This window comes from Nonomuraea sp. NPDC001684 (assembly GCF_053596515.1).
This window is the reverse complement of the sequence record NZ_JBSFGJ010000309.1, coordinates 1-11,286: the sequence shown is the minus strand read 5'-3', so window position 1 is coordinate 11,286 and position 11,286 is coordinate 1. Positions and strand designations below refer to the sequence as shown.

9 protein-coding genes and 1 pseudogene are annotated in these 11,286 nt (G+C 72.1%); 7 read left to right on the top strand and 3 right to left on the bottom strand.

Annotation, left to right across the window (positions count from 1 at the left end):
- Both ACWCSD_RS36870 and ACWCSD_RS36865 read right to left on the bottom strand, forming a co-directional pair.
- Nucleotides 1-196 (bottom strand): glycosyltransferase (locus tag ACWCSD_RS36870; protein WP_449921923.1); only part of this gene is annotated, 196 nt, incomplete at its 3' end.
- Nucleotides 193-630, bottom strand: coding sequence for a hypothetical protein (locus ACWCSD_RS36865; protein ID WP_364324855.1), 438 nt, complete (start codon nucleotides 628-630; stop codon nucleotides 193-195). The genes ACWCSD_RS36865 and ACWCSD_RS36870, both read right to left, overlap by 4 nt.
- Before the next feature lie 235 nt (nucleotides 631-865).
- Between ACWCSD_RS36865 and ACWCSD_RS36860 the strand changes: the two genes are divergently transcribed.
- Complete coding sequence (locus ACWCSD_RS36860; protein WP_449921921.1) at nucleotides 866-1,936, top strand: glycosyltransferase family 2 protein; 1,071 nt, start codon at nucleotides 866-868, stop codon at nucleotides 1,934-1,936.
- Nucleotides 1,933-3,588: a glycosyltransferase gene (locus tag ACWCSD_RS36855; RefSeq protein ID WP_449921919.1), complete on the top strand. Its 1,656-nt coding sequence runs from the start codon at nucleotides 1,933-1,935 to the stop codon at nucleotides 3,586-3,588. The genes ACWCSD_RS36860 and ACWCSD_RS36855 overlap by 4 nt, the downstream gene beginning before the upstream one ends.
- Nucleotides 3,589-3,669: 81 nt before the next feature.
- Here the strand turns inward: ACWCSD_RS36855 and ACWCSD_RS36850 are convergent, their stop codons facing one another.
- Nucleotides 3,670-5,058, bottom strand: a complete 1,389-nt coding sequence (locus ACWCSD_RS36850; RefSeq protein WP_449921917.1) for a glycosyltransferase — start codon at nucleotides 5,056-5,058, stop codon at nucleotides 3,670-3,672.
- Nucleotides 5,059-5,294: 236 nt separating this feature from the next.
- Here ACWCSD_RS36850 and thrC point away from each other — a divergent pair, with 236 nt between their 5' ends.
- The 5 genes and pseudogenes from thrC to ACWCSD_RS36825 form a co-directional block, all read left to right on the top strand.
- On the top strand, nucleotides 5,295-6,353 hold the full coding sequence (gene thrC / locus ACWCSD_RS36845) for a threonine synthase (RefSeq protein WP_364324843.1): 1,059 nt from the start codon (nucleotides 5,295-5,297) through the stop codon (nucleotides 6,351-6,353).
- Nucleotides 6,354-6,397: 44 nt separating this feature from the next.
- Nucleotides 6,398-7,303: a homoserine kinase gene (gene thrB, locus ACWCSD_RS36840; RefSeq protein ID WP_358283417.1), complete on the top strand. Its 906-nt coding sequence runs from the start codon at nucleotides 6,398-6,400 to the stop codon at nucleotides 7,301-7,303.
- Nucleotides 7,304-7,757: 454 nt separating this feature from the next.
- Nucleotides 7,758-9,770, top strand: coding sequence for a transcription termination factor Rho (gene rho, locus ACWCSD_RS36835; RefSeq protein WP_397162455.1), 2,013 nt, complete (start codon nucleotides 7,758-7,760; stop codon nucleotides 9,768-9,770).
- Between the two features lie 154 nt (nucleotides 9,771-9,924).
- Nucleotides 9,925-11,190: a sensor histidine kinase gene (locus tag ACWCSD_RS36830; RefSeq protein WP_449921914.1), complete on the top strand. Its 1,266-nt coding sequence runs from the start codon at nucleotides 9,925-9,927 to the stop codon at nucleotides 11,188-11,190.
- A 10-nt stretch (nucleotides 11,191-11,200) separates the two neighbouring features.
- Nucleotides 11,201-11,286, top strand: a pseudogene (locus ACWCSD_RS36825) (DNA-binding response regulator); the annotation flags it as partial.

The following is an 11,286-nucleotide window of genomic DNA, read 5'->3' as shown; positions in this document are numbered from 1 at the left end:
TGCTGCCGTCGTCGGCGACCACGATCTCGACGAGTTCGGCCGGGTAGGTCTGCGCGGCCAGCGCGGACGCCGTGCGCTCCAGCGCCTCCTGGCAGTCGTAGGCCGGGATGACCACGGACACGCGCAGCTCGGGCGTCCAGTTTCCGATCGCGGGCGGGCGCAGCACCCCGTAGTCGTTGTGCCGGACGCGGATCATGCCAGGCCCTTGGCCAGCGCGCGAACCTCCTCGCGCAGCTCCTCGACCTCCCGGGCCCTGGTCATGGCGTTCACGCGGTCCTCGCCGAGCGAGGCGAGGATCGCCCCGATGTCGTCGGCCCGCCGCGCGGCCGACTCCTCGACCGCCTGGACCAGCAGTTCCAGCCGGGATTCGAGGTTCTTGACCGCGGTCGTCGCACGGGCGAGCTCGGCCTCGTGCTTCTTCATGCGCAGGTCGATCCGGTGCGCCTTGCCGTCCACGCGGCGGACGGTGAGCAGCAGCAGGGCGAGGGCGGCCAGCGTGACCGCGAACGCGGCGACGGCCGCCGCCGCGCCGAGGGTGAGCAGGCCGGCCAGGACGAGCAGGGCGAGCACCCCGGCGGCGACGACTGCGAGAAGTGCGGCGGCCGCTGCCAGTCGGCGGGGCGAGAGCATCCGCGCAAACCTTTCATAGTCACGACTAGTCGGGCATAGGAGGATGGGCGGGATTATTGCCACCCTAATAAACCCTGACCACTACCGTGCCATATGTTCCTGGAGGAAAACTGGGAACCCGGCCTCGGGGCTCATGCCGTCCGCCACCCGAAAGCTGCCTGTCTGTCTACTGACGTGTAAAAACGGGCGTAAGGTAGGCGCCGATCCAGTCCCGTCCGGTCGAGGAGCATCGTCCATGTCCGTCACCCCCTGCGGCTTCACGCGTACGCCGGGCAAGGGGTTCGCCCGGCTGCACTGGTCGGACGGCTGGCAGGTGGACGGCGGGCCGCCCGACGTGCCCGCGCTGCGCTCCCGGCGCGGACTGGAGATCGACTGGCCCGCCGCGCCGGTGCCGCTCGACGGCCTGACGGAGCTGGCCGGCGCCGGGATCCCGCTGACCGCCCAGGACGCCCCCGCGTGGGTGCCGGGCGACCTGGCCGCGCTGCTCACCGACCGCGACTGGCTCGCCGCGCCCGCTGACGGCACCGCGCGCTGCCTGGCCGACCTGCGGCGGGAGGAGCACAGCGTACGGCTGCGGCGCCTGGTCCACCGGCCCGCCCGCGCGACGGTCAGCATCGTCATGTCGACCAAGCGGCCCGCCCTGGTCGGCGCGGCGCTGGCGCAGATGGAGCGGCAGCGGGGCGTCGAGGCTGAGGTCCTGCTCGGGCTGCACGGGGTGGCCTTCGGGCAGGTGCGCGCGGCCGTCGAGGCGTGCTCGCTGCCCGTCAGGTGGGTCGAGGCGGCCAGGACGGTGCCGTTCGGCGAGGTGCTGAACCGGGCCGCCGCCCTGGCCTCGGGCGACTACCTCGCCAAGTGGGACGACGACGACTGGTACGGCCCCGGCCACCTGTCCGACCTCCTCATGGCCCGCTCGTACGCGGGGGCCGACGTGGTGGGCACGACGGCCGAGTTCTTCTACCTGGAGCCGTTGCGCGCCACGATCCGGCGGACGACGTTCGCGAGCGGAGCGGCGTACCCTAGCGAGGTTTGGGCGGATCACGTAGCCGGAGGCACCATTTTGCTCCAAAGCGCGAAATTTCGGGAAATTGGAGGATTTCCCGCTCTTCCGCGTGCGGTCGATCTTGAGTTCGTGAAAGCGGCGCAAAAGATCGGCGCGCGCGTCTATCGCACGCACGGCCTCGGCTACGTCCTGCGCAGGGGGTTGACCGAGGAGCACACCTGGCAGCTGCCCCTGGCCCATTTCGTCAGAATCGCCACGAACCAATGGCACGGCTTCCGGCCGAGCCTGCTGATGGAAGCCGCATGAACAACGGCCAGAAGCCGCCGGTGCGCGGCAACGACTACCGCGTGCTGCGGCCCGCCGAGGATCTCACCCCGTCGCTCACGGTCAGCGTGATCATCCCGGCCTACGGCGGCCAGGACAAGCTGGACCTGGTGCTGGCAGGTCTCGCCCGCCAGACCTACCCGGCCGCGCTCACCGAGGTCATCGTCGTGGACAACGGCAGCGTGCCGCCCCTGCGGCTGCCCGACGTCCGTCCCGAGGGCGCCCGCCTGATCGTCTGCGACCAGCCCGGCCGCGCGAACGCCCGCAACGCCGGGCTGGCCCAGGCCACCGGCGACGTGATCCACTGGCTCGACTCCGACGTCGTCCTCACCCCGGGCGCGATCGAGGCCCACATGCGCTGGCACCACACGGCCCCCTACCTGGTCGTGACCGGCTACATCAGGTTCACCGACGCGGAGCTGCCCGCCGAGCTCCCCGCCGACCTGGAGGAGCACTTCGAGCCGGCCGAGCCGCACGCCTGGATCGTCGACCTCGTCGAACGCACCGACGGCCTCACCGCCAACCCCCAGCGTCCCTTCAGCCTGCACGTCGGCGGCGCGACCTCGGTCGGGGCCCGCCTGACCGAGGCCGCCGGCCCCATGGACGACGAGCTGATCCTCGGCCAGGACACCGAGATGGGCTACCGGCTGCACCAGGCGGGCGCGGTGTTCGTGCCCGAGCCGCGCGCCCGCGCCTACCATCTCGGCCCGACCATGCGCATGCGCGACAAGGAGTCCATCGACCGGGTGAGCCACGCGTTCGTGGCCGACCGCATCCCGGCGTACCGGTGGTTGCGCTCCCATCCGTCCCGCCAGTGGAAGATCCCGTACGTCACCGCCGTCGTGGACGGCACGGCCGGCTACGACAGCGTGCGCGCGACCGTGGACGCCCTGCTCGCCGGGACCGTTCCCGACCTGTCGGTGCTCCTGCTCGGCCCCTGGGACGAGGTGGGCCGCGAGCGCCGCTCCCCGCTCAAGGACCCCCGCCTCGACCTGGCCCTGGTCCACGGCCACTACCGGCACGAAGGACGGGTGCGCCTGGCCACGGCCGAGGAGCTGGACCCGGCCACGCCGTTCGTGCTGCGCCTGCCGCCCGGCTGGATCCCCGGCGAGGACACCCTCGCCCGCCTGCTCGACCTGGCCCGCGACGAGGGCCTCGGCCTGTTGGCCGTGCTGCTGCGGGAGTCGTCGCACGGTGTCGTGGCGGCCCGCCTGGAACGCCGCTCGGCCTTCGCCAGGGCCCGCATGGTGGCCGGCGGCGAGCCCGGTGAGCCCGGTGAGCCCGGCGACCTCGACGACGTGGTGGACGCCGTGTCCGGCGTGTCCTGGGTCGAGGGCGAGACCTACGGGTTCACCACGGAGGCGGCGCCGCTGATCGGGCGGCGCGGGGCGTACCGGGCGCGGCTGGAGGCCCGGGCCGAGGCCGAGCGGCTGGCGGCGGAGGCCGACCGCCTGCGCGCCCAGGTGACCAAGTGGCGGGACGAGGCCACCCGGTGGCGCAGGACGGCCGTCGAGCTGCGGCGCGACGTGAGCACCCTGCGCCGCCAGCTCGCCGCCGCGAACCGCGCCCAGCAGAGCCTGCGCACCCTGCTGTCGGCCACGATGAAACGGGCGCTGGGCCGCCGCCTGCGCTGACATGACCGCTGGGCCGCCGCCTGCGCAGAAAAGGGCGCTGGGTCGCCGCCTGCGCGGCCGACCTCGTCCCGCGGGCGGCGGTCAGTTCGGGCGCAGGGCCGACTTCAGCCGTCTGAACAGGGTGGTCTCGGCGGACTCGGCCGTGACCGCGACCGTCGCGGGGATGGTGACCGGCTCCGGCTGCGGCGGCGCGGGCCAGTAGCGGTCCGGCGGCTCGTGACGCACGCCGTGCGTGGCGTCGATGACCTCGTCGAGATCGGCGCCTGGACCGGCGAGCAGCAGCGCCCGGCCCAGCGCCGAGGTGCGTTCGAGCCGGGCCGTGCGCCCGTCGGGCAGGTCGACGACGAGCACCCCGGTCAGGTCCTTCTGCATCGACTCGACCATGCGCTCCAGCGTCGCCCGGTGCAGCGGCACGTCCACCGGCCCCCGGTAGCGGAACGGCGTGGGCGCGGGCGTCGGGGCGGCCTCGTCGATGAGCCGGATGCGTTCGTCGTGCGCGCACAGGTCGCGCATGAGCCGCAGCTCGAAGCACGGGTCCGACAACACCGCGCGCCGCCCGTCGTCGAGCCGCGACCACGGGCCCACCAGCGTCAGCACGACGTCCTGGAGCTTGCCGTCCAGGGCCGCCGTCACCGCCCGCCGCACCACCGACTCGGAGGTCTCGGTGACGTCCAGCACGATCTCCACGTACGGCACCAGCCACCGCCGCCCCCGGTCCTTGCGCAGGTCCCGGCGGAGCGGGATCCGGTGCGCCAGGTACGGCTCCACCGCCCGCACGGCCCGCTCCCGGTCGCGGTGCTGCGCCGGCAGCCCGAGGTGCACCGCCTGGGCGGCCAGGTCGGGCACGAACACCACGCCGTGCATGGCCAGCCGGTAGGAGAACTCGGTGTCCTCGCCGCGCACCACGGTCGGGTCGAGCCCGCCCACGGCGTCGAAGACCTCGCGGGGGAGGGCGAAGGTCGGCCCGGTGCACACGTGGTACGGGTTGCGGCTGCTGCGCAGCCCGTCGGTCTTCTCGATCGTCGCCTCGGTCGAGCTCGACACGGCCCCGGCCAGGTCGAACACCTCGTCCAGGCGCTCGGCGCGGAAGACCTGCCGCGCGGTGACCGGCGGCGCCTCGACGAACTTCTTCATCCCGATGGTGACCAGGTAGTCGGTCACGTGGTGCCAGCGGGCCAGGGCCTCGATGTGCTCGCGGCAGGCGACCATGTCGGCGTCGAGCCGCTGGATGATCTCCCCGTCGGCGGCCTTGGCGCCGGTGTTGACCGCGTTGGAGATGCCCCAGCCCTCGCGTACCGGGACGATCCTGGTGTTGACCGGCCGGATCTCCGGCAGCCGGACGGGCGGCGCGCTTCCGTCGTCGACGACCAGGACCTCCATGAGATGGTCCGGGTACGTCTGCGCGGCCAGCGCGGCCAGCGTCAGGTCGAGTTTGTCCTGCCCGCCGTGCGTCGGTATCACCACGCTCACGGACAACCCCGGCGACCAGGCCCCGAGCTCCGGCGGCACTACTGGTGAATAGTCGTTCTGCCTCAAAGCAGGACGCGCGTTCATGGTGACCCCCTGCCGAGACCTTATCGGGAGATGCTGAGAATTTCCTGAATAGTGGCGCTGTCCAACGACCTGTCCACTCAGTGGACTCGGCTCCGCGCCCGCGCCGCGCACCCCGTACACTCGGTGGCCAACACCGCAGGTAGGGAGTCATCATGGGCAGGTCGTGGCGTGGCCTCATCGAGGAGTACCGAGAGCGTCTTCCGGTCACCACGAAGACGCCCGTCGTCACGCTCCTCGAAGGCGGCACCCCGCTCGTCCCGGCGCACCGCGTGTCGGCGCTGACGGGATGCGAGGTCTATCTCAAGGTCGAGGGGGCGAACCCGACCGGCAGCTTCAAGGACCGCGGCATGACCATGGCCATCAGCAAGGCGGTCGAAGAGGGCGCCAAGGCGGTCATCTGCGCCTCCACCGGCAACACCTCGGCCTCCGCGGCGGCCTACGCCGTACGCGCGGGGCTGACCTGCGCCGTGCTGGTGCCGAAGGGCAAGATCGCGATGGGCAAGCTGGCGCAGGCGCTCGTCCACGGGGCCACGCTGCTGCAGGTCGAGGGGTCGTTCGACGACTGCCTGGAGATGACCCGCAAGCTGTCCTCCAGCTACCCGATCGCGCTGGTCAACTCGGTCAACCCGTTCCGGCTGCAGGGTCAGAAGACGGCGGCGTTCGAGATCGTCGACACGCTCGGCGACGCCCCCGACATCCACTGCATCCCGGTGGGCAACGCGGGCAACATCTCGGCCTACTGGATGGGCTACCAGGAGTACGCCGACGACGGCGTCTCGACGAAGCGTCCGCGCATGTTCGGCTTCCAGGCCAGCGGCGCCGCGCCGATCGTCGAGGGCGCCCCGGTGACCCACCCCCACACGATCGCCACCGCCATCCGCATCGGCAACCCGGCGTCCTGGAACCTGGCCACCGCGGCCCGCGACGAGTCCGGCGGCGTCATCCAGGCGGTGACCGACCGGCAGATCGCGGCGGCGTACAAGCTGCTGGCCCAGGAGGAGGGCGTGTTCGTGGAGCTGGCCTCGGCGGCGAGCGTCGCGGGGCTGCTCCAGGCACACGCGCAGGGGCTCGTGGAGGCCGGGCAGCGCATCGTCTGCACCGTCACCGGCAACGGCCTGAAGGACCCCGACTGGGCCATCTCGGGCGCGCCCGCCCCGGTGGTCATCCCCATCGACGTGCACGCCGCCGCCGCGGCGCTCAACCTCGCCTGAGAGGCGCACGGGGAGTGAGCGAACGACGAGGGAACCGTGAATCGATGACGACGGTGCGAATCCGCGTGCCGGCCACGTCGGCCAACCTGGGGCCGGGCTTCGACGCGCTCGGCCTGGCGCTCACCCTCTACGACGACGTGGAGGCCACGCTCACCGCCGAGCCCGGCGTGCGCGTGAGCGTGGAGGGCGAAGGCGCGGGCGAGGTCGACCTCGGCGAGGGACACCTCGTCGTCCGGGCGATGCGCGAGGCGTACGCCCGCATGGGGGCGCCGCAGCCCGCGGGCATCGCCCTGCGCTGCGTCAACCGCATCCCGCACGCCCGCGGCCTGGGCTCGTCCTCGGCCGCCGTCTGCGCCGGCATCCTGGCCGCCCGCGCGCTGAGCGACGGCGGCCTGTCCGACGACGAGGTCTTCGCGCTGGCCACCGAGATGGAGGGCCACCCTGACAACGTCGCTCCGTGCCTGGCCGGGGGCCTGACGGTGGCCTGGACCGACCACGCGGGAGCAGCGCGTATGGTGAAGCTGGCCCCCGACGAGAGGGTCCGTCCGGTCGTCGTCGTTCCCACGACGCGGCTGGCCACGGAGACCGCTCGGGGGTTGTTGCCGAAGGACGTGCCCCACAAGGACGCCTCCTTCAACGCCGGCAGGGCCGCGTTGCTGATCGCCGCGCTGACCTCGCGGCCGGAACCAGAGCTGCTGCTCGCCGCCACCGAAGACCGTCTCCACCAGCCCTATCGCGCGCCTGCCATGCCGGAGAGCGCGCGTCTGGTAGAACGTCTGCGTGCAGTCGGCGTGCCCGCGGTCGTTTCGGGGGCGGGTCCCACGGTTCTTGCGTTTTCGTCACCGGATACGCAGGATTTGATCGCGCCAGAAGTGGGTAATGACTGGCACATCCAGCAAATGGACGTCGACCCGGTTGGTGCGAACGTTCAGTTCCCCGAGACACGCTGATGCCTCTTTAGACCTTCAGGGAATAGCCGTGTGCGCTGGTGATGTTAGGCTGATAGCCGCACCAGATGCCCCCTTGGTGGGTGCGTGCTTGTCAGCCATACATCGCTGCATCATGCTTCACGTCGCGAGGCGTGAGCAGCGCGGCTGTCTCCCCGGAATCCGTTGCCTCCGGTTGGCCCACACCCGGTTGGCCCAACGTGAGGCGGCGACGACGGGGACCTGCGCGTTCGACGCACATCGACATCTGGTTGGCGACAGCAATCTGGGGGGTGTCAGCCACGCGCCACGGTCCTGTGGCGGCCTGGACGAACCCCTCCCCAAGAGTGGCGGCCGTCCGCGACAGCCGAAGATCGCAACGTGCACCCCGACCCGGTCTGTCCCGCCGGGTCGCAAGCACCTCCGGGACGCCCGGCAGAACAAAACCGGCGCCCGACCCCTGGGAAGGACCTTTTAGTTGAGCGACACCACCGAACTCCTCTCCGACGCACCAGGCTCTCAGCCCGCGTCCGGCGACACCCCCACCCGCGCCGCGGCCAAGCCTCGTGCGCGTCGCTCCGGCACCGGCCTGTCCGCCAAGGTGCTGCCCGAGCTGCAGAAGATGGCCGCTGAGCTGGGCATCAGCGGCACCGGGCGCATGCGGAAGAGCCAGCTCATCGCGGCCATCCAGGAGAAGCAGGGTGGCGCCTCCGGAGACGGCGCTCCGGCGGCAGCCGCGGTTGAGGCGGCGCCCGTCCTGACGGAGGCCGCGCCTCCCGTGGCCGAGCGGCCCACCCGTACGCGCAGGGAACGTTCCCGCACCAAGCCCGCCGACGAGGCCGCACCGCAGGCCGCCGAGCCGGTGGCCGCGGCCCCCGAGCCCGTGGCCGCGCCGGCCGAGCCGGCCGTCGAGCAGCAGGCCCAGGTCGTGGACGCCGGTCAGGCCGACACGCGGGGCGAGCGCGAGAGCCGTCGCGAGCGGCGCAGCCGCGGCGAGCGCCGTGAGCGTGGCGAGCGCAGCGACCGCGGCGAGCGCGGTGAGCGCAGCGACCGCGGTGAGCGTGGCGACCGTGCCGACCGCGGTGAGGGCGGCCGTGCCGAGAGCAGCCGCGGCGACCAGCGCGCCACGGACGCCGGCGGCAGGGGCGACCAGCGCGGCGAGCAGCGTGGCGAGCAGCGCGGTGACCAGCGTGGCGACCAGCGCGGTGACCAGCGGGGCGGCGACCAGCGTGGCGACCAGCGTGGCGGCGACGACGACGACCGCGGGCGTGGCCGCAGGGGCCGCTTCAGGGAGCGCAACCGCGGCCGCGGCCGTGACCGCTTCGACAGCACCGAGCCCGTCATCGGCGACGACGACGTGCTCATCCCGATCGCCGGCATCCTCGACATCCTCGACAACTACGCGTTCGTCAGGACCAGCGGCTACCTGCCGGGCAGCAACGACGTCTACGTCTCGCTGGCCCAGATCCGCCGCAACGGCCTGCGCAAGGGCGACGTCATCACCGGCGCGGTGCGCCAGCCGCGCGACGGCGAGCGCCGCGAGAAGTTCAACGCCCTGGTCCGCCTCGACACCGTCAACGGCATGGACCCGGAGCAGGCCCGCAACCGGCCCGACTTCAACAAGCTGACGCCGCTCTACCCGCAGGAGCGCCTGCGCCTGGAGACCGAGCACAACATCCTCACCACGCGGATCATCGACCTGGTCTCGCCGATCGGCAAGGGCCAGCGTGGTCTGATCGTCTCGCCGCCGAAGGCCGGCAAGACGATGGTGCTGCAGGCGATCGCCAACGCGATCACCCGCAACAACCCCGAGTGCCACCTGATGGTCGTGCTCGTGGACGAGCGTCCCGAAGAGGTCACCGACATGCAGCGGTCGGTCAAGGGCGAGGTCATCCACTCGACCTTCGACCGTCCGGCCGAGGACCACACCACGGTCGCCGAGCTGGCCATCGAGCGCGCCAAGCGCCTGGTGGAGCTGGGCCACGACGTGGTCGTCCTGCTCGACTCGATCACGCGACTCGGCCGCGCCTACAACCTGGCGGCCCCGGCCTCCGGTCGTATCCTGTCGGGTGGTGTCGACTCCACGGCGCTCTACCCGCCGAAGCGCTTCTTCGGCGCCGCGCGCAACATCGAGAACGGCGGCTCGCTGACGATCCTCGCCACGGCCCTGGTCGAGACCGGGTCCAAGATGGACGAGGTCATCTTCGAGGAGTTCAAGGGCACCGGCAACATGGAGCTCAAGCTCAACCGCTCCCTGGCCGACAAGCGCATCTTCCCCGCGGTCGACGTCGACGCGTCCGGCACGCGTAAGGAAGAGATCCTCATGGCCAAGGAGGAGCTGCAGATCGTCTGGAAGCTCCGCCGGGTGCTGCACGCCCTGGACATGCAGCAGGCTCTGGAACTTCTCCTGGAGAAGATGAAGGAGACCAAGTCCAACGCCGAGTTCCTGCTGCAGGTGCAGAAGACCACGGTGAGCAACGACCGCGACTAGCGGCCACGCGCCTGAAGGGGCGGCGGGGAGGTTCTCCCGCCGCCCCTTTCGCGTGCCGAGGCCGTGCCAAGGCGCCGAGGGTGGGGTTAACCCCACCTGCGGATCGGACGTCTGCTCCATTCACCCCGTCCGCGGCGCCGGGCAGGCTGGGGGCATGCGATCGGTGAGGCTGAAGGACAGGGTGCGGTTCGGGCCGAAGGGGCCGTTAGGGGTGCTGGTCGACCCGATGACCTGGCGGGCGGCTCCGTACCTGCTGGTCAGCGCGTTGTTCGGGATGGTCTGGTTCGTCGTGGTGACCCTGGCGACGACGGTGGCGGTGCCGCTGGTGATCGTCTGGGTGGGGCTGCCGCTGACGATGGCGACCGTGCTGATGTGGCGCGGCGGGGCGATGCTGGAGCGGCGGCTGATGGGGGCGGCGTTCGGGGTGCGGATCGCCGACCCGTACCGGAGCAGGCCCGAGGGCGGGCTGCTTTCGCACCTCACCTGGCTGCTGGGCGACAAGGCCACCTGGCAGGACCTCGGCTACCTCCTCATGCTCCTCCCGCTGGGCCTGGTGGAGTCCGCGTTGTCGCTGGCGCTGTGGACGGCGACGGCGGTGCTGCTCCTCGCGCCCCTGGCCCGCGTCCTGTACGTCCTGAGCGACGGGCGCACCGGCCTGATCATCGATGACTGGGCGGGCGTGCTGGTCGCGGGCGCGGCCGGCGTGGTGCTGCTCGTCGTGACGGCCTACCTCGTACGGGGCATGGCCTGGCTGCACGGCACCCTGGCCACGGTGCTGCTCGGCGGCAGCGAGGAGGAGCGGCTGCGGGCCAGCCGGGCCAGGGGGATCGACGCCGCCGAGGCCGAACGCCGCAGGATCGAGCGCGACCTGCACGACGGCGCGCAGCAGCGGCTGCTGTCGGTGGCGGTGGACCTCGGACGGGCACAGGCCAAGTTCGACACCGAGCCGGAGGAGGCCAGGGCGCTGATCGTCCAGGCTCACGCGGGCACCAAGGCGGCCATCGCCGAGCTGCGCGACCTGGCCCGCGGCATCCACCCGGCCATCCTCACCGACCGCGGGCTCGACGCGGCGCTGTCGGGGCTGGCCGCGCGGGCCCCGGTGCACGTGGACGTCTCCGTCGAACTGGCCGAACGGCCGCCCGCCGCGGTGGAGAGCATCGCGTACTTCATCGTCGCCGAGGCCCTGACCAACCTCGCCAAGCACTCGGGCGCGACGGAGGCGTCGGTGGCGGTGTTCGGCGGCGACCGCGGCGTGGTCGTGGACGTGTGGGACAACGGCATCGGCGGCGCCGTCGTCACGCCGGACGGCGGGCTGTCGGGCCTGGCCGACCGGGCGGCGACCATCGACGGCGTGCTCGTGCTGCACAGCCCCGTCGGGGGGCCGACGATCGTGCGTGCGGAGCTGCCCTGCGAATGGTAGTCATGTGCACATGCGCGTGGTCATCGCCGAGGATTCCGTACTGTTGCGCGAGGGGCTGGCGCGGTTGCTCGCCGACGGCGGTTTCGAGACCGTCGC

Coding starts and splice junctions, on each gene's coding strand:
- ACWCSD_RS36865 (WP_364324855.1), bottom strand. CDS start 630: ATGCTCTCGCCCCGCCGACTGGCAGCGGCCGCCGCACTTCTCGCAGTC.
- ACWCSD_RS36860 (WP_449921921.1), top strand. CDS start 866: ATGTCCGTCACCCCCTGCGGCTTCACGCGTACGCCGGGCAAGGGGTTC.
- ACWCSD_RS36855 (WP_449921919.1), top strand. CDS start 1,933: ATGAACAACGGCCAGAAGCCGCCGGTGCGCGGCAACGACTACCGCGTG.
- thrC (WP_364324843.1), top strand. CDS start 5,295: ATGGGCAGGTCGTGGCGTGGCCTCATCGAGGAGTACCGAGAGCGTCTT.
- thrB (WP_358283417.1), top strand. CDS start 6,398: ATGACGACGGTGCGAATCCGCGTGCCGGCCACGTCGGCCAACCTGGGG.
- ACWCSD_RS36830 (WP_449921914.1), top strand. CDS start 9,925: ATGCGATCGGTGAGGCTGAAGGACAGGGTGCGGTTCGGGCCGAAGGGG.